This is a genomic window from Candidatus Cloacimonas acidaminovorans str. Evry, assembly GCF_000146065.2.
Lineage (GTDB): Bacteria > Cloacimonadota > Cloacimonadia > Cloacimonadales > Cloacimonadaceae > Cloacimonas > Cloacimonas acidaminivorans.
Window position 1 is genome coordinate 1,881,488 of sequence record NC_020449.1, and the last position, 21,795, is coordinate 1,903,282.

The 21,795-nt window shown below is 38.1% G+C and carries 4 protein-coding genes; all 4 read right to left on the minus strand.

All coding sequences use genetic code 11. The features are described 5' to 3' along the window. Positions 1 to 29 precede the first annotated feature (29 nt). Genes CLOAM_RS07640 through CLOAM_RS09850 form a run of 4 tightly spaced genes read right to left on the minus strand, consistent with a single transcriptional unit; the run spans position 30 to position 20,718 of the window. On the minus strand, positions 30 to 986 hold the full coding sequence (locus tag CLOAM_RS07640) for a PorV/PorQ family protein (RefSeq protein WP_015425321.1): 957 nt from the start codon (positions 984 to 986) through the stop codon (positions 30 to 32). A gap of 57 nt (positions 987 to 1,043) precedes the next feature. Continuing rightward, a complete protein-coding gene (locus tag CLOAM_RS07645; RefSeq protein ID WP_044279083.1) occupies positions 1,044 to 20,411 on the minus strand; it encodes a FlgD immunoglobulin-like domain containing protein in 19,368 nt (6,455 codons plus the stop codon). Next, positions 20,408 to 20,575, minus strand: coding sequence for a hypothetical protein (locus CLOAM_RS09845; RefSeq protein ID WP_015425323.1), 168 nt, complete (start codon positions 20,573 to 20,575; stop codon positions 20,408 to 20,410). The genes CLOAM_RS07645 and CLOAM_RS09845 overlap by 4 nt, the downstream gene beginning before the upstream one ends. Next, positions 20,572 to 20,718: a hypothetical protein gene (locus CLOAM_RS09850; protein WP_018198358.1), complete on the minus strand. Its 147-nt coding sequence runs from the start codon at positions 20,716 to 20,718 to the stop codon at positions 20,572 to 20,574. The genes CLOAM_RS09845 and CLOAM_RS09850 overlap by 4 nt, the downstream gene beginning before the upstream one ends. Positions 20,719 to 21,795 lie beyond the last annotated feature (1,077 nt).

Below are 21,795 nucleotides of genomic sequence, written 5' to 3' on the forward strand. Positions count from 1 at the left end.
GCAAACCAGATATCCTGGTTACAAGCGTTTTAGAAACGCAGTAACAGGGATACTGAATGAGTATCATTCAAGTATTCGTCATGCGCCATCTGGAATGCATAATTCAGTTCCAACATCTTAAACCGCAATCCGGCACCAGCAGTGAAAGCGCCATCATTAACACCGGCACGAATTCCAGCTTGAACTTTGGATATGATATCAGACCAGGTTGTACTCTCTCTAATACGAATTCCGGATAAACTGGAGCCAACTTCGGCATCATCTCTTACGCCGAGCCAATATTCAACTCCCAAACGCAATTTTGAGTCCTTGAAATTATCGCGACCAGATAGGTCTGCTGCAATAATCAAACCCGGTATAGGATAAGCTGCAACTCCAGGAATGAACTCTATAGGAATATCATCTTCTTCTCCCGGATAACTAGCAATTAAATCCCTGGCTACCATTCCCACATTAAAATAGCGATTGATATGATAGAGAAATCCCAGGTCTAATCCATAACCGGTATCGGAATCATTATCTTGATTGGAGAGATAGAACTTTGGCGTGATGCCTAAATTCAGCTTGGAGATTTTGGCAGCAAAGCTTAAAGCTATTGTATTATCACTATTGCTAAAATCCCCTGTAGGGTTGCCGTTAACATCGTATCCTGGAATATCACAAACAGTAGCATTTTGCCAGGATGCGGCAACATAACCTATGGGCAGAACAAACCCTAAAGCAACTGCATTATGATTTCTATCCCAAGCCATATTCTGTCTTGTGCCTGAAGTAAATTCTATCGTTTTAACATCTGCCAAAACTGCCGGATTCAGGTATGCGCTTGAGACATTATCCAAAAACGCGGTTCCAGTTCCACCCATACCATTAGAACGGGCATCTATACCGAGCAATTGATATACTGCTGCAGAATTATCTTCAGCAAAGACAGAAGACAGTGAGATCATCAGTATCAGGGCTATCAGTACTAATTTAATTTGTTTCATTTTTTTCCTTCCTTTCGGTTGGAAGGGAGGGGGAGTTCCCCTCCCCTCTTCACCAATTTACTTGATAGCTATCTTAACTACCTTTTCTACTATCTTCGTGCCGTCGTTGGCAATCACACGGGCAAAATATGCTCCGCGCGCCAGTTTTACACCATCATTATTACGACCGTCAAAAACGATCTCTGCTTTACTCTTACCCTGCACCTTGCCACTTGAACTTAAGGTGCGAACTTCACGACCCGCAAAGTCATAGATTTGGATCTTTACATAAGCACCATTAGTCAAAGTAATGGCAAATTTGGCAGTTCCATCTATGCTGGGATTCGGATATACATAAGCATCCGCAATCGCCAGTTCAGCAGGAGGTAGAGGAGCTGAAATCATTGTGAAACTAATTGTTTCCATAGCTTGGTTACCTGCATTATCCCAGGCAGTTACACGCACGGTGTAAGTTCCAAGTATCAGATTATCTATTTCGTGACTTACTTCAGTAATACCTGCACCTGTTTCAACAGGAACTCCAACAGGCATTCCATTAGGATCAATAATCACCATACGGCTTCCAGCAATTCCTGAACCGGAACTGTTTTTACCGCCATTCTTCAGAAGAGGAACAAATTCACTGAATTGGGCTTCAATTCTAACCTTAGTGGTCTCATCCACCAAAGTAATTTCAGCACCATTTACAGGATTAAGAATTGTTATTACTGGAGCAGAACGATCCACACCATAATAGTGGTTAGCTTCAGTTACATTACCAAATTGATCGGTAGCTATTACTTGCAAGCGGACAGAGGTCTCACCCGCAGGAATCATACCACCATTCAATATTACGGTGTAAATACCATTTTCCGGATTTACGGTGAGCGGACCCATTATGGTTGCTCCCGAAGGATAGGTAATTACATTTGCAGTAACCGTAACAGGAACTACTGCATTAATTGTGAAGTTAAGGTTATTAGGACCTACGGAATTCAACCAGGCAATCTCGGTGAAGCTAATCGTAGGAGCAGTAGCAGGAGTAACTATGAAGTTACGCATTGCCATTGCTTGATTTCCTACATTATCTTTTGCCAGGATGCTTATGTTGTAGGTTCCGTATTGATCAACAACAAGCTGCTTTGTAATAACCTGAGTATTTTCAGGATAATCAATATTTACTGCCTCGCTTCCATCAGGAGACAATACGATAAGATTCACTGAAGCAATTCCCGAACCTGCTTTATCCTTCGGATCACTTGAAATACTACGCTGTCCAATACCCTTAGTGCCTACTATGTCAGAAATAGTAGCCATAATATTCACCATGGTATTATAACTAACCTGAGTATTCTCTGCAGGACTGATTATAGTTACTACAGGAGCGCTGTTATCAATACCATAGATCTGATTAGAAGTGGAAGTTCCACCCAGAATATTAGTAGCACTCACTTCTAAACGAATTCCGGTCTGATCTGCAGGAATCACGCCACCCATAACATCAATGCTGTATACATCATTTACTAGTGTCGGAGTTACCGGACCTTGGAATAGAACATTTGCTGGAATAGTATAAACATTAGCGACTACTCCACCAACTGCCAGATTGATACCCGCAGTATTTACAGTGAAACTAAGCTTGTTGTTATTAGTGGAATTGAGCCACCAACTGTCATTTGCTAATGCTTGGAAAGTAATTTCAGGTGCAGGAGCAGCAACCACAAAGTTCGTGCTGGCTACACTCTCATTACCTACTACATCTTTAGCAGTAATTGTTACTGCATAGTTACCATACTGATTAGCAGTTACGGTCTCGGCAATAGCTCCCGTCAGATTACTGAATACAACAGGTGTTCCTGTAGGAGGAGTAACTGTCATAGTTACTGTCTGTAATCCGGAACCACTTCTATCCTGCGTATCCTTAGCGGTTTTCAATATACCGCGCGTACCAACATTATCAGTGACGGTAGCAGTAATACTAACCTGCTCATTATAAGCAACCTCTGTTCCTGCTACAGGCGTTAGAATCGTAATCACCGGAGCGTTATTATCAATCAGGAAGGTCTGATTGGAAGTAGAAGTTCCACCCCAAACATCAGTAGCAATAACTTCTAAACGCACTGCTGTTTGATCAGCAGGAACTACTCCACCATACAGAATTACAGAATACTGATTATTTGCTCCCGGAGTAGGAGTGATAGGACCTTGGATTAAAGCATTGCTTGGTTCAGCATAGATATTGACTACTACACCGCCATTAGCAAGCTGGGCTTCTGAGGTTACTGTAAAGGTAAATGTATTGGGTCCGGTAGTATTCAACCACCAGTTACCACTAAGAGGATTGATCACTATTGCAGGAGCTCCACCTACAACATCAAATTCATAGGCAAGAGAGCCAATATTACCAACAATATCACCAACTGCAGCAACTACCGTGTAGTGACCTGCAGGAAGAATGCCGGCATCGTGAGTGAAGGTTCCATTAGTGATAGTTCCATTGATAGCAGCACCATTCAATGTAATATGAATTTTTGTCTCATCAATTCCGCTGGTACCGGTATAATACAATATAGGAGTTCTGTTATCCTTTTCTCCGGTTCTTCCAGAATCAGTTCCACGCATTAAAACTTGGATACCCTGGAAGTCCTCAAAGGCAACTGCGACAACAACATCAGTTCCTTGAGCAAGGACTGCAGGATAGTAATCAAGCGGGTCTTCATCCACTATTTGCGGTTCTTCAGGATCCCAGAAACCATCTTGATCAAGATCAACCCAATCCATATCTTCGTTCACACCATTTGGCGGGTCTTCATTAAATAAGCCATCACCATCATTATCTATGGGAGCGCCAACTGGAGCAAGTGCCCAAACAATTGGAGCAGCCATATCAATTCCATAGGTCTGTTCTGACATATTAGAGATATTATAGTTATCCATTGCTTCAACATATAGCTTTACAGCAGTTGCCATAGGAGACAACATCTGTCCAAAGTTGAAGGAATAGCTATATACATTTCCAGAGACAGAAACAGGTGCAAGGGTCATTTGCTGGATCAGATTTTCATCCATAGGGGTTACTTCTGCAAGCTCAATCCCAACACAATCCGTTGGAATAGTTCTGCCATCTGGAACAGTAACTGTGAAGGTTAATGGAGTATTGAAGGTCGGATTCAACCACCAGCCATTAGCAAAACCGGTAAAGGTGATGGCAGGACCTTCTATATTAACTGAGTAGTTTATGGGCTCTGTTACACTGTTCATCTCCAAATTATTATCTGCATACCATTCTGCCTGCATTTCCATAGTGTAGTTAATGTCATAACCCAGAGCATTCAAATCATCCATTGTCAATGTATAGCTATAAGTATTACCACTAACGGTCATATTTGCTAAGGGAACAGTAATATCGCTATTCCAACCCATAATATCCAGATGAGCATCACTTATTGCAGTTTCAGGATCAGTTATAGTCGCACTGATAGTGCGGTTTGTAACTGTTAGCTGAGTTCCAGTAGCTACGATAACAGGTGCCGTAATATCAACTTTAAATACCTTTTCTGCATTGATATTTACATTGTTACGGGTAACCATAACAGATGCATTATGCTCACCTGCAGTAAGGTTACTTACACCGGTAGCAACTATGAAACCATTATTGTAAGCAGCAGGAACCGCTATATCATCAATATACATTTGATAGGTTATTTCTCCGGCAGCAGGAGTTGTGTATCCGCCATCGGTAAATCCATCATATACGAAGAACTTAATAGTAGAGGGATTTGCCACTGTCCAGAGTTCGTTATTAGTTGCGTTAATATACTGTGGTTCAATGCTGTTAAACACAACATTGAAGTCCGTAGTACCAGTGTATTGACCCACTGCATAGATAAATCCACTCGGCACTGTAAAGGTTACTACATTTCCTATAACTTCTGCAGGAACATTATTCCACTGATTACCATTATAATACATTCCTACAATGGTTCCAGCTGCAGGATCGGGAGTAGCAGCTAAAGTAACCGTGAGATTGATATCATCTTGTGGGTTCAGAATAAATGCTGTTTGAGCAGGATTACTTAGTTCAGCATAGCCAAGAGGAAGTGTAATTGCGGGCTCAACATCTTCATAGTAGGCAAAACTGTTTCCAGGAACAGTCAACGCAATTCCATTATGGGTAATTGTGCCAATATTAGTAGTATTAAGCACTGTGCTGTTTAACTGCATAACCCAGTTCTCATAATCAATGGAGGCAGTCCAGAATTCATATTTGCCGTGATTAGGAATATTGAAGAAAGCGGTCTGCGTTCCATTAACTATCTGCACGGCAGGAGTATTATCATAAACGCCATTATAAAGTGTAGTTACTATCGGAGCACTGAGAGCGCCGGTAATACGCACTTCGTTATTATAGAATACATTGGCATTAATAGTAGGATTGGTAACTATCAGTTTTCCACCTTCAGTTGCCTCATAAGCAACATTCAGTTCGGGTTTGTTGGTAGAGATCAATCCATCGTTATAAGTTACCACAGTTCTAATCTTTGTAGCAGCATTCATCAGTTCAGCATTAAACTGCACTGAGAAAGGAGTAGCTACAGGATTAGCAATAGTGGCAAAAGGTGTCCAGATATTGTTTGCGAAGTATTCAAAGGCAACTGCTTCTATAAATTCATTGTTCCAGTTGGCAACTTCGGCATAGAGGATATCCTGGTTAGCATTATCTCCATTAAAGCTCATCGCTGTAATCAGAGCATAAGGTTCCCAGTTGGCTGGAGGAACAATAGTAACCGCTTGAGCTACACCATTAACATTTCCGGCTTTATCATAAGCCATAATGCCAAGATAGTAGTTACCAACTGCCATTCCTGCAGTATTCCAGTCAATGCTGTAAGGAGCTTCAGTATCTGTTCCGATTAGAACATCAACACCATTGTAGTTATACCAGAATTCAACTTTTTCAATTCCGGAAGCAACCTGAGTAATCTGTCCATAGAGAACATCAAACGCATTCACAGCTATTGTAGAGGTAGTAGCTAACTGGATAGTGTAGTTACCTTCATTTTCCGTAACACCGTTTCCTGTAATTCCATTCAGGACAATTTCAGGATCGGTAGTATCATACATCACATTGGTAATAATTGTATTGTTATCAGTATTCGGGGTCTCTGCCGCAAGGTCAGAAACGCTGAATCTGAAATCAAACATACCATTCAACAGTTCATTCGTGAAATGAATAATGTCTATTCCGCTGAAAGTAGCCAGATAGGTATTAGTACCAGTTCTTGCAACTTCAGCATTATCAATTACAGGATCACGCCAAGGATCATTTTCTCCATCTATCCCGATAATATGATATTGAAGAGCAATACTGCTTGGTTCAATTTCATCATCGGTATTAACCGTGAAGTTTACCGTAAAGGTCTCGCCATTGAAGAAACCGTTACCTGCAGGAACTGTTTCCGTGGCTGTAATCGCAAAGCTGTGATCAAGAGTTATCGTCACATAGTCAGAAATTTGACCAAGAGTTACTCTTGCTTCACGAGCACGAACACCAAGTTCATAATCACCTTCATCATAAGTAGTCAGAACATCTGTCAGAAGTACATTGGCATTAGTATCAACTACCTCTGCATAAGCCAGATGAGTCCAATCGGTTGCACCCACAGCACGAATAACATATTCCACACGAGGAATACTAACATCATTCACTTGTGTTACAACATTAACATCATTATGTAAGCGAACTGGAATGATTCCATTTACAGGAATGTGGCCAGCTACACTAACAATTTGCATCGGGGTTTGATTATCAATTACGGTAAAGTTATCGGTAACCTCAAGAATATTGCCAACATTATCAGTAACCTTGGCTTGAACAATATATTCTGCACCAAAGATCAAGTTGGCAGGAACAGTCCAGGAAGATGTCCACGGTGTCTCTACAACTGTCTCAATAGGAATCCAAGGAGTAGCTGGGACTGTAACAGGAGCATAAGCATAAGCTACATTCAGCAAACCTGAAAGGTTATCTACGGGATTGGCATTCAAAACAATATCAGTTTCTCTTTCAACCTCTTCCGGAACTGTGAAGTCAGCAATAGGTAATACATTATCAATATTCAGGGTTATAGTAGCTTCGTTGGTATTACCATATACATCGTAAGTTACCACTTTCAATTCACCGGTAGTAATGTCTGCTGTTTCCGGTAATTCATTCCAGATAACTTCAGCCATATTATTGGGCAGAACACCATTTACTGCATTTACTGTGCCGATTAAGGTATCATTGAATTTGAATTCCACTTTTACTAAATCAGCAAGCATTACATCGCTGGTTATAGTAGCAGTAATGGTTAGTTGAGGATTAACTAAACCGCTAACCCAATCGGGTTCAGGATCAAGATCGGGATAAGTTAATCCATTCCAAGTATAGCTAATAGCAACATCTGGTGCTTGGGTATCAATTATCTGAACCAAAGCATAAGCGTTATTATTAATTATTGAATTGATAGGTGTCTCTGTTCCCCAAATATCTTTCGCAAAAGCAACCACCTGAATAGTATTGTTAAACAGGTAGTAGGGATAAACTGTCCATTCAAAGGTGTATGGTTCAGGAATCCAAGTATCATTGGCATTACCATTTACATCTCCGAAATACATCCATTGCGAAATAGGACTTACAACAGAGTTATTAACATTTACATAACGATATTTATAAATTACACTTTGCAAGTATTCTTCACTACCCGTAAAGCTTGGAGAGGAAATTGTATATGTCTCGCCTCTCTGAACAGTTGTGTTAACCAGTCCATCAACATTAGGTTGAGGAACTATTGTGCCATTATAGATATTAATAACAGCTATGGAATGACTTGTGTCAACGGGATAGTGACTGGATACTCTTACTTCATAGGCTCCACCAGCTAAATCAACTATATTCCAGCTGGCAAAGTATTGACGCTGATATATTGCGTGGAAATCTTCATCAATGAAATCCCAAGAATCACCGTCAGTAACTGAAGCAATAGGAATCCATAGACTATCTCCCTGTAATCTATAAGCAAAATCCACACTTGTAGGAATTTCAGCTTGGTGCGGAATATAGGCGTATAATTCCAAGGGCTGAGCATTACCAGTATGATTAGTACCAACCATTTCCTGAACTTGTGGAACTGCCAGGTTCCAATTTACATAATGCAGGACATAGTCATCATTAACAAAATCACGAACAGCCATCAATCTGGTATTCTCAGGAATGCCATAAGTGAGAGTGAAGAAGTTTGCTGTATTAGGAACAATACCTTCATTATCAAGCAGGTCTTTCAATTTCACTTCGGCATTAATCACAATATTCATCTCACCCGTGATGATATATTGTTCAAATGCTTCAGAAGGATTCCATGTAAAGTTAATCTTTTGATTGAGGGCATCCAGAGTGTAAGTATTTACTATATCCACTGCATCCATATAGGTAAAGGTTGCAGTTAGAGCACCTGTAGCATCCAGTCCAATTAAATCGTTATAACTTACTTCAAAGTTAATTTCTTCATCGCTATATACTGCAATGTTGTTTGGATGACTGGTTGAGACGATAGCCATAGAATTCGGTGCCTGAGTATCAATATAAAGTTCCTGATAATCAGCCGGCAGAATTATTGCTGTGTTGCCGGCGAAGTCAGTAAGCTCTATCTCAAGATTGTATATCCCATCAATTAAGGATGCCATATCATTAGCAGTAAATGTGAAGTTTGATGAAGCTTCATTTATATTAGAGTAAGTTTCGCTGATAACAATATTGTTATCATTATTAATGATTCTTATGCTGATAAGGGCTATATCATTAAGGTCTACCTCGGGTAAATTAGTGTAGCTAATAGTCAGTGAAACTTCTTCACTATTATTCAGCCATTTCTTACCATTAATTTCACCATAAGTGAACTGGTCTACAACAGCTCCGGGAGTAGTATTATCAATATAGAGCTTAACTATTTGTTCGGATTCGTTATTGCCAAATACATCTTGAGCTACAACACGCAAATAGAGATATGGTACACGCCCAAATGCTGGTGGTGTCCAATTTGCCACAATATTTACTGCTCCACAGGTTGCAACGGTATTAATATTAACCCAAGGACCACTTACCGAAGTTGCCCATTCAAAGGTTAATGTATTTATATCTGTAGGGTTATCAATTGTAGCTTGAATAGACCCACTATAAGAATTTATATTCTGAGCAAAAGCATATTGATCCGAGATGACAGGACTTGATCCAATCATTGTGATGTGGGCATTGGAGCCAAATATATCATCAAATACTACATAGGTAATAGGAACATCAGTATCAGCAGTAGTATTTCCTAATACATCTTTAGCAATTGCTCTAAATCTGTAATAACCTTCATTAACATAGGGAAGAGTTTGAGATGCAGTTCCATCAAAAACCGGAATCCATAGTTGTTGTGTATCGAATGAAGTCCAATCAGACCAATCAGGGTTACTAACAGAATTCTTATAGCTATATTCAAAGTGAACCAGAACTGGTGCATCAAAGTTGGCTGGTGTAATATTATGAGCAGTAACCGTAACCACACCCGTTTCAGGAATGGTAAAGATGTTGTTATTAGCATTCATATGAATACCATTGATATAGTCAACTAACATCTGAGGAGCACTACCATCAACAAACAGAGTATAAATGTTTGAAGTAAAGTAGTTACCAGCTTGATCATAAGCTATCGTACGCAGATAATAAGTAGCATCTGCTTCATCGGCTTCATCAACAAGACCATCATTATCATTATCTACTAGATCATACAAAGGAGCAGGATCAGCTGTAAATACCTGTTGATAGTTACCACCCATATTACTCTGCACACCAAAATTGACCCAACGACGAATTGGCGCAGTTTCAGGTTGGGAAGAATATTGATACTTAACTTCTACAATATCATCAGCTGCTACAAGCAGTTCATTAACATCAGCCACTATTGTAACTGCATCTGAAGCAGGAACGGGACGGATTCTTTGTATTCCGCCAATTACTGTAATAGTTGTATTAGGAGCATTGTTATCAATAAGAAGCCATCTACTAATAGCTACTTGATTAAATAGAACATTTCCATCTGCAGCTAAAGGTAAAGCACGGAATTCATAAATGCCTGTAGTAATAAGCTCAGTATTTAGAGAAGTAACCCAAGGTGTTACTTTGAAGTGGGTAAAGTGGTTAGGATCTTGTATAATATAAGTTGTCCCAAGTCGGTTTGCCACTTCAAGGTCTAAACCATTAATAATGCCGTCATTATTAAGGTCAAGACGATACTCAAAATTATATTCACCCTGAGTTAAGTTAGCAGTGTATTCCCAAGATTGATCCGAAGAATTCCACAACATTTCATCAATTAATGTATGGTTATCAGCATTATATAAATGCACACCGGGAACAAAAGGTAAACCATCATATTGAGGAATATCTTTTCTATACAAGTGGAATTTAACATTAGATGCGGGTGCAGAATTAACAGTGCTTATTTCCGTCCAGACATTGTTTACCTTATATTCAAAGCGGACTTGATTTACGGGAACATTACCAATATTTTTTGTAATATCCGCTGCAAGGTTAATCCATTCACCAACAATCTGATTGTCGGTATGGCTTACAATCTTAGTTTCTACATCAGCTACATTAATTATATTAACAACAAGGTCTATTGCAGATTGTAATTCTGCAGGACTCAAATTACCATCAAAGGCAATAGGAATAGGAATACCATTATTGGCTGTATCACCTTCTACATTGCCACGAGTATCAGTAGAGGACACCACAAAGTAATGATATCCACTGACGCTAAGTACACTATAGGGAATATCAAACTCATAGAGCCCGTTCATTGGCTCATGGTCATATAGAACACCGTCTGTCCAAGTAATGTTATTAATATTGCCAGTTGCAGAATAACCATGATACAAGCGAATAGGAGGTCTAAAATCATTAGTACCATTATACCACGAAGCATAAGTATTGAAATTCGGGTCATTGATAGCAACTGTAGATAGGTTAGTAATTTGAGCAGGATCAACATAGATTCTGAGAGTAGAAGTTCCATAACTTTCAGCACTGGTTATAGCTGTAATTGTGTTATTAGCTTCGCCATAGAGAGAGCCCAAAGTATGAATGTTAGCATAAGCTCCAGGATTTTCATGGTTCTCATTATCTGGATGAGAGCGATAAGCAATATGAGTTACAGGAGTATTGGGAGCTACATTATCCACATACACTTGAATAGGGGTACTTTCGCGAGTATTACCCATTACATCAGTAGCTTCTACTTTTAACCAAGCTGCACCAGCATAGTTCAATAGAGTATTTTCACTTCCACCTTTTGTATTCCAATTATTATATTGGATATAATGTGTAGTATTAGGTTCGGTGTTGATGATATGATTATAATACACTGCAGTACGATAGATCATATTGTCATCGCTCCACTTAAGAACTATTGAGTTAATATCTGTAATGTCACCAGTAACTTTGAACAGGTTATCACGACTCCAAGTTATATTGGGAGTATTTTCTGTGATAGCCACCCTGGGGGCAAAGTAATCCAACCTAATAGTGCTATAAACGGGATCTTGTAGAACTGCAGGATTTGTAGGAGTTAAGGCAATAAAGAACTCATAAGTAAAATCATTGGTATTATATCCTGTAGGCATATAGAAACTATCGGGTACGAAAATACTGATAGTTCTATTCATAATCTGAGGCGTTACAATGATAGGACCGGTAGCAGGATAATCGGGTTGCAGAGTTGTGTCATTAGTCACATTAACTTCTTGCCATTGACCAGTAACATTATTGATTACTTTAGCTTTGAAGGTAATTGAATTAATTCCTGCAAGTGAAGGTGTTCCATTTAAGGGATCGTTTGGATCGTTAGGATTATTATAGAAGAAATTAGCATCCAAACGCAAAGTTCCAATAGCAGATGCAGGATTATTAGTTCCATAAATAGTGTTGTTTGGAATGGGTGGCTCATTATTAAAGCCAAGAACATTAACCATATTCAGATCGTATGAGATTAAAGAAGCAGGGTTGCTAATGGTTATAGGAGCATCCATATATACAGCATTACTAATATTTCCAACAAAGTCCTTTCCTTTAACAGTTATCGTATACTGTCCAGGAGTTAGACCATTATAATTCCAGGTTGTATTTGCGACACCACTAATATAGTTAGCATTAATTGTTTGGACAAGAGTTGTACCGCTATAGATCTCAAAAATAGCCCATTCAGCATCAATCCATTCAGGAGCAAAGCTCGTGCTAAGGGTTATGACATTATTTGCAGGAGTATCATAATCAAAGGTAGTATTACCTGAATAGGTAGGCACATTAGGTATTGGAGGTTGGTTATCTTTAACATTCACTACTACAATAGTATCAGTTACAGCTCTACCCTGGCTAATGGCTGAAGCACGAACCAGGAATTTACGGATAGGATTGCGTCCATAAACAGGATCTACCAAATATTTATAATGATTGGCAGACATATCCCACATAACTGTATAAGGTGCTTGCATATCAGGATTACCATCAACAGAGTTGATGATGTCGCTATCGGTCCGATCTGTATCGGTTGCTGCTTGATACACTCCATCACCATTTACATCCTGATAGAGGTGGAAATGAACACCTTGAACTTGGCCTGTAGGATCGGCAGGGAAAGCTGTTATCTGTTGCTGATTAACTTGTCCATCAGCTTTCATTACATCAACATTAGCATTCATAGGAGGATTAATTACAATCTGAGAAGGACTATGCCAGTAAAGTAATTGTTGCACATAAGTTGCTTCATTTTCCAAATTATCTTTAGCAGTAAGAGTAAATTTGTAGAATCCTTCAGCCAGGTCATAAGCGCTGAAACCATTAATAAATTGCAACTCAATATAACCATTAGTAAGAGATGTAACAATGCAATTTTCAGGGGCAAGAGGATTTGGATTAGGAATGTAGGTTTCAGGAGCCGGAGTAAGAGTAACAGTTGCATTATTTAATCCAGAACCATCAACACCAGTTCTGATAGGAGGATCATTGAGTTCAAAACGAACTTTGGTCCAGTCCTGATTATTGGCAATATACGAAGTAGCACTATAATTTGCAGTTTGAGAAACAGTATTGCCAATGTAGAACTTAATACCATTGTTGGCAATAACAGGTTTACCTCTATCTACATTAAAAGCAACATCATTAGAGGTCTTGTTGATGCCATAGATATTTCTGTAATTAAATTTTATCTTTAGTTGGGTAACATCCGCAGCCAGTGACTGATTAATATCAGCAGGAGCAAAACTCCAAGTCACTAGTCGGTCATTTCCTTCTCCAGTAACTACAGGAGTAGGAATATTAATAAAGGCATTAGGGCTAATATTTTGTATGGTAAACCAGGATGCCAGAGTAGAATTATCTGGCAGCATAGCAGGTGCCACAGGCAAACCAGTAGCAATTTGTTCACCAATAGAATTAAATTCTGCTGTAATGATTGCCGCTACTGCAGGATTAATCATACCAGGAATTTCCATATAAGCAGAAACACCTTTTACAATAGGATTAGCAATCATAAAATTATTACCATCTACAATAACATGAACTTCTTCAGTATCCTGGAAAAGGTTACCGCCAAAAGGATTACGCTTGGTGTTTACCACGAAATCAATACTGGTATAATTATTAATAGATGTTGGAGTAACTGGAATAGAGGCAATCCAACGATAATTATTGTCCGGATCTGTATCTTCCACTATTATAGGGTTCCCATAGCTAACTCCAGTAACATCATTTGCCCATACTTGTTCTATATAAGCTTGATATTGAGTATCAATATATACCTTAAGAACTGCTGGAACACCTTGGGCAATGTAATTTCTTACTGTCTGCTCATCAGGTAAAGTAGTAATTAATTCGGCACCACGAATAATGGGGACAATAGGACCTTCAGCAGCAATTTCAACCATCCGATTTCCACTGCTTTGAGAAGGATTGTAGTTACCCACTGGATCTGTCACACTATAGGCAATAGTAACCGAATTAGTTAGGGGTGTGGGAGAAATAATTACTAAGCTATCAATTGTTGCCGTCCATTCATTATTAGCAAAGCTAAAATTATATGCAGGAACAGTATAGGGACTGGTCATCGCTACGCCATTCACAGTTGATACAAATTTATTAAGATTGCTTACTGTAAGAATAGGAACAGTATTTGTATTCTTGTAGCTACCTACATCAGTGAATTTTATTTCTAATGTTCCATTCTGATCAAAAGGTACTACATAACCTTCTTGAGTAATACCTAAGGATTCACTCCATATTTTGACAGAAGTAATAACAGGAGCACTTGCATCAACTATAGCAGCGTTATTAATAACTTCAGATACATAATTTGCAGTAGAATTAGTCCCATCGGTATAGTATATTGTATAATTTACGCGATATTGAACTTTGATACCGGCACCATCAGCATAAGAACTGCTTACGGGAATATTGGTATTCAAATAATATGAACCATCTGTATGAGGGGTTAGGGCAGTCCAAGTAGTTCCAGTACCAGTAGCATTAGTTACATAGTATGTATTCAGATCAATACCGCTAACAATAATATTTGATACATCTACTCCCCGGGGAAAACGTGCAGAATCGGCAAGTTTCATCTTAAAACCAAAATTTGCACCTTTCTTAACATAGGGAGCAGTGTAATCATCTAAACGATTGCCATTAACATATTGATAAGCTGTAAGGAATTCAGTGTCATGCAAGTAATCACTACTAAATTTAAATTGAAGAGCTGGAGCAGTTAATGTCCATGCTGGATCAGTAGAATTAGCAGGATTACCATAATTAATATGACCAACTTTATCCTGAATTTTAGCTAAAGACAGATTAAAGGTATAAGTAGAATTGATGCTACCAGGTGTATTGGGAGTTAAACTGATAACCTTTTCTACTACCCCCTCACTTAGTTCAGTATGAGAAACTTGGGCAATAGTCCAGCCAGTGAGAGTAGGAGTAGCTATATCAATTACTCCAGCGCCAATACCATCCTTAGCACGATATTTAATATATATTTTTTGCGTGCTGGGAGAAGTAGGCCATTGTCCATTAGGGGTAAGGGCAAGAGTTATGGGGCGATTAAATCCCTCATTTATGAAATAATTATCCCAAGAAGTAGGAGTTGTAGTCCCTGTTGCAACCCAGAGTTGATTTGTATCATAAACAGGGACCTTTTTATCTACTTTAATAGAGCTTGTACCATTTGTTGTTATATTACTAATCTGCTGGTAGGCAAAATCAATATTAATAGATGCTCCATCATCATAAGCATTCCATACACTCTGAACATCCGGTTGGATTCTCCATTTAGCAACATATTTATAAGCTGTAACTGTTACATTCGATCCACCTTGAGTTATGATAATAGTTACTGTAGTTTTTGTGGAGCCATTTGTTTCACCTACAGGAATAGGTGGACGGAGGTTTTCAATAATGTTATCTTCAATTAAATCAAAATCAGCTGTAATAGGAGGATTAAGTTCATTAACCATAGACATAAAAGTATACTGAGTGCTTAAAAGGTGTTCAGGAGCAAACCAACCATCAGGATCAGTATTATTGTATGGAGTTCTACTTGCTACAATACCCTGAATTAAAGAGGTAGGTTTGCTTAATACCACCATTTGATGTGTATAAGCATTAGCAGCATAACCATTGTTTGTTTGGCAATTGAAAACGAAATTAGCTACTTTGTAATCACTGGTTGGAGTCCAGGTAAGATTCTCTACACTTACATTATCCCAGGTATAGGTTCTAGTTCTAACACCACCAGATACTGTTTGAGTTACCGAAGGATTCGCCGTTATATTAATAGTTCCAGTAATACCGCTCCAGCTAACTGTCATTGGGAAATTAGCTGTGTTACCAGTATCGGTAGATGTTACTGTAGCAACTATCTGAATACCTGACATAGTAGGTTGAATTACATTAATATTTTGGCTATTGTATTTAAAAACGACAGATGAAATAACAGGTTTAGTATCCACTGCAATTGTATCATTATTGCCACTATAAGTAAACGCTATATTGCCTGTTTCGCTGGAAGTTGGACTACTATACCCTGTAGTATATCCTGTTACTGTGGCTGTTAGTGTTTTTCCATCAAGGCCAATATTATTCAGGAAGAAATTCTGGAAGGTATAACTCATATTGGCAGTAAAATTTGAAGTTATAGTAGTAGTATATGAGCTAAGATCAACCCCGGGGGCACTGAGAGTAATAACTATTCCACTTGCTCTTTGGTAATTAGCCAAATTCCAACTTACTGTTAAACTATTACCTGGAACAAAAATAGAAGCATCAGAATTAATTTTAACATTACTTAACTGTGGCACAGGAATTACATTTATGTAACGATAGTAAACTGTCTGGTTGCCCATATTATCTATTACGGTATATTTAGCTTCAAAATACTTAACCGAACTATTAGAAGGAATAGATACGGTAAAAGTTCCGTTACCTGTATCATTAATAATCATACCGTTATTGGGAGTCAAAGTAAGCTGCTCGCCAACATATCCATAAGGATTACCAGTTATTGTATTCCAATATATACCTGACCCAGGAGTATCGGTAACTGTGAAATTCAACTGTTGAGCAGTTCCATTAGCAGTAATACTACTTACTGTTGTATTAACTACTGGAGCTGACTTATCAACCATAATATTAATGCTTTTAGTTTCTGTATGTGCTGCTGGGGTACCATCCTGAGTTACGATTGTTATAGGAATTTGGAGGATTTGATTATTAGTCCAAGCATTGGCTACAGAAGCAGGAATAACCCCTGTCCAGGTAAGCGTCCAGATAAGTGATTCATTACTTCCTGAGCCAGAAGAAACAGCAGTGGGAACCAAGGCAGTATTAGTAGAACCTGTTCCACCCAAAAGGGGTTGTAAATTAGCAGTCCAATCTGTATGCATAGCACGATAAGCACCACCAGTAACTGTGGCAGTTAAAGTAAAATTACCATAAGGAGTTCCGCCATCACGAACCCATCCTTGAGTAGCAGCCGGATTCCAGTTTCCGCTCACATAAGTTGCTGTTCCTGTAACAGTTTTATTGGTAAAGTTGATTTCTGTAATTTTTGGTTTGGCATCCAGTACATGGAAAGTAAGATAATATTCCGCACTATCTAAATGCCAAATATCGGCATTATAAGGATATTCTGTCCTATTATACCGACCAGGATTACTAGCTTTATCCCATGGTAAACGAACTATCAATATCGTATTTTCATTAGTAACAGTTCCCTCAAGTCCATTGATAGTTACGGTCAAATTAAATGTCTTATAACCAGTTGTGGCATTCCCATTACCAGGAATAATATTAGTAATAGAAGCTGTAACAGGAGTTGTACCATTCATAAGTATAGTATTATCTTCTTTACGAACAAGAACATTCCATCCAATACCACAAGTAGTATCACTAGGAGTAGGATCAATAGTAGCAGGAAGATATTCACTTGTATAGAGAGTAAACTGCAATGTTTTATCAAGTTGCGTAACTACAGGAGTAGGTCCATCCAAAGTAATCTTTCTCTGAGTATCTATAGTTGTTCCCACACCACTAACTAATGTAGGATTCTGATTATCAATAGTCACTGCAGTTTTCGGTATAATATTTGGTGGAGCAATGTAACCAGGATCTCCATAAGGTTCGGGCTGAATAATAAGTTTCAAACTATCTGTTTTAACTTCTGTAGCACCCGCTGCTAAACCATAATTTGAAGTTAATCCGTCCCAAATATATGTTGGATAGGTAAATCCATCAACAGTTGGAGGAATAGTTCCTAACCATTCACGGACAATTAGATCATTATCCATTACCCTTAACCACCAACTTATATTACGATTTGAAGGAGGAATGAAGAAGGAGAATTCAGTTGTATCCTTTACATTATCATTAGCAGGGTTCGTTCCTGCATCATAAGTGTATAAAGGATTTCCAGGTGAGAAAACAGGTTCAGAAACAGTAAGATTATAAGCAGATAGGTCTGTTGTAGGCCATTGAGGTTTTTCCGGAATCACCAGATTGAAGTAATCCTCATCAGTAGCATCAAAACTGTAGCTCGTAGGAACACCATCAATAATATGCTCAATAGCGTAAGAGATAACTCTTATGTAATTTAGATCTATATCATCTCCACCGATTGCCCAGGTAGTTCCAACCGTTGAACCTGCAGCACTACCTATATTAGTAACAGGTATACTCAATACATATTTATTATCCGTTGTAAAGTCGCTACGCTTCACCCAATAAGTTTGAAGAACTGTACCTCCCAACAGGTTTGTTTGAACTTCTACGGCAGCAGTTTCTTTCAAGAAATCACGATTATTTACTACCAGCTCTATTTTCAGCGTATCTTTACTTACATAGTAATTTCCTGTATATGGTAGATCAGTGGATGAATAAGCCGATGTAAGATAAAAGTTCTTAATTCCACCTGTTAAGACAGGGAGACCGTTATCGCCAGGGATGTGCTCAGAGACAACATTAATATCAGTTATTAATGGAATATTCATATATATGTGTTTGATATTCACATTGATATTTTGGGATTTAGTTATGTTTCCAGCATTATCCTGTAGATAAGCATATAATTTGTAATTTATACCTGTTGAATCATTACCAGGAAAAGTAATAACATCAGATATATTCCAACTAATATTTACCATATCTGAATATGTTGCTAGAGAATCGAAAGTAACTTCTAATTTATCTGTTTCTTGATCAAACAAATCTAAACCAGCCCAAGTGGAACCTGTCCAGAACCATTTTGTCGATGGTTCGGTTCCCAATTTCTCCAGCACAACCCAATATTTTTCAGATTCATGACGCAGAGGATTGGTGTCTACAGTATAGCTGCGTTGAGCTTGAAACTTGAATTCTACATTAGGAGTAGTTGAAACTCCTCCCTGATGAGTATAAATTACTGTTTCTCCGCTATCCCACTGGGAATTGTTATTGGCATCATTAATCATACGAATTATATTTGCATCAGCAGCATCCGTTAGAGCTAAATTTTGAGCATAAGTAGGAGCAAGATTATCAACTACAACATGAATGCGATTAATAATACTCTGACCTGTATGATCAGCACCACTTTGGTGAATTTGAGCATGATTAGCTTCAATTGAAGCATCTGCATTAAAAGGAAATTCATCTCCGCTAATGTGACTGATAGTTGCAATATTACCAACTGCATCGCTAACTTCCCAAAGTGTGATACCGACTGTTACCATTGCATTAGGTGCAATAATATTTCCATTATTGTCCTTTCCATCCCAGGTTACTTTTAGAATTCCCGATCCAGCAGGACTTTCTGTCACCGTTGCTGGTGAGTCAGTTACATTAAAGGTTCTGAAAAATTCAGTTCTATCTTCCGTAACAAAACGAAGTTTAAAAGAGGAAGCACCACCCGCGACAGCCCACTGGGGTAATTTCAAGTAGATATCAAATGTGTTTGGCTGAGTATTATAGTCATCTACTAAAGCATTATTGGGTGAAAATCTAAGGGGTAAAGTTGTATCATACCAAAGGTCCCATGCTCCAACCAATGAGGGAGGATTTAAATCAGCTCGGATTGCTTCCCCTAATTGGTTTTTAGATACATCTTTATAAAAAGAAGCATCGGAATAAAGTCCATTAGTGGATTTCATAGTTACTATTCTAATAGTTAAATCCAGAGTATAGGATAAGGAACCTGCTTGAGGTTGATATGAAGCAGTTAGAGCTCCATTTACTACATCATAACCTGTTACGGGAGCACCAGCAAAAGTATGTCCCCAATCAATCCATACAGAATCAATATAGGTTTTGAAGGATGCTATCAGATTAATCGTATCTCCGATTTTTAATAATCGTAATGAATTATCTTCATTTACTCTTAATCGGGAAGCTGTAATATCTGTAGCATCCATAGGAGGTACGACATTAACAGTATATCCTGTTGGATATTGAACTGTAAGAGAACCATCTGCATTAGTTGCAGTTACAGAAAACTTTCGGTTTGGAGCATTAATTGTACCGAGTTGAAGTGTATAAATAGCTCTCCATTCTCCAAAACCAGGTTCATTGGTAATTTTTGTCATTACTTGATTAGCAGGACCACCAAATTCAGAAAAGTCACAGGTGGCTGAGGTAAAGCCAGCTGCCTGAAGATTATGTAAATCAGCGACAGTAACTCTAACTACTGAACCAACAACAAGCGATCCTCCAGGCCCAGTATTTTGGGTAATCACTGTAATATTACTTGCATCAAAACTGGGGGGATCGCCAAACAAAGAAGTGGCGGTAAGAACGAATAACACTATAAGAAATAGTGTTGTGCGAAAATTGCGTTTCATTTGCACCTCGCTTTTTTTAATAAGTTAATTTCATTTGTTTGTGGCAAAATACCGTTAAAGAAAGGTATATTACCGTTTAATTCAGATAAAATACAATGTGAATTGGGCAAATTACCTTGGTGTAATAATAAGGTAAATTTAGTTTTTCGTTTTTTGGGTTTCATTTTATCTCCTTGCGGAAAGCGCCTACAATGATTACGCCTTTCCTGTTTATATTGTTTTTGGGATTGATTTGTAAGATTTTGGTTGTAGAAGGATAATTAAATAGTTTTTGCCAAGGGTATTTATTGACCGCGCAACTAACCATCAAATCCCCCTTGGAAGGGAATAAAGCCCGGTTAAAAATTTTGCAACTGTTTTCTCGGAAGCCAATACAGAACTATCTGTTAGCAGCAACCAGATTGTAGACCAAACATTCATTTTCATTTTAAAATTAACAAGTCCCCTTTTTACGAAACTAAAAGCTGCGGGTCTCATAGATGTTGCTTTACCACCTCAGCTGATAAGCGACAAAAAAATATGAAAAACATAATTCCTAATTTCCTTTCAAACTGATTACTAACGCCTAAATCTACTTTTTGGCAGTATCAGTTTCTTTTGCTGAACTGCATTTGCACTCGTAAAAAAAATAAAACTTCGCATTCCTTTTTCCTACTTTTCTGAATTTCAGAGCCAAGGAAAACTCCAACTCTATATCCAGTAAACAGCACGCAGATTATTTGTCAAGAAATTTTTTCTGCTAAAAGCGCATATTTTGTAACTGATAATATTTTCAAGATGTTACAATTACTATTTGGCAAATCTTTTTCGCTTTAATAAAACAACATTTTCTCTTCTACCACTTTTTTCCCGCATTCCAATATTACTAATCCATTATGAAGATTAGGCAACAACTTTTTCGTTGAATTTTGTTTAACACTGAGAGCGCTATAGGAAACTGAGAACAACGGGATATTTTTGAGAATTTTGTTTAAACAATATTAGATTCAAAATTAACAGTTATTTTCTACTTCAACAAAAGAATGCGTTTTTAGTTTTTGCCTTTTTCTTTATTATCGTTGTCTCATTCTTAGAGCTTGGAAAGAAATTATTTTACTCAACCTTCAAAACCATCTCAACTTTTTTATCCTTCTATAATATATATACTGGAAAAAAATACAAAGTAGTGACAAAAATGCCAAAAAGCTTTTATTCGGGCAAAAAAATTTCCAATTGAAGGACGCACTCTGCACCCTTCAGCAAGTTATAACAAAGTAACAACCAAGTAACAATTCCGTAACGAGACAACGGAAGTGTTACGGAAGTGTTACGGAGTCGTTACGCTATTGACTATTTAACAAGAAGTTATTTATGTTTTAACTCACAATTTTGAAATTCGGAATCA

What these genes read in the sequence shown, in the direction of transcription:
- CLOAM_RS09850 (WP_018198358.1), bottom strand. Translation starts at nt 20,718, where the DNA reads ATGGTTAGTTGCGCGGTCAATAAATACCCTTGGCAAAAACTATTTAAT.
- CLOAM_RS09845 (WP_015425323.1), bottom strand. Translation starts at nt 20,575, where the DNA reads ATGAAACCCAAAAAACGAAAAACTAAATTTACCTTATTATTACACCAA.
- CLOAM_RS07640 (WP_015425321.1), bottom strand. Translation starts at nt 986, where the DNA reads ATGAAACAAATTAAATTAGTACTGATAGCCCTGATACTGATGATCTCA.
- CLOAM_RS07645 (WP_044279083.1), bottom strand. Translation starts at nt 20,411, where the DNA reads ATGAAACGCAATTTTCGCACAACACTATTTCTTATAGTGTTATTCGTT.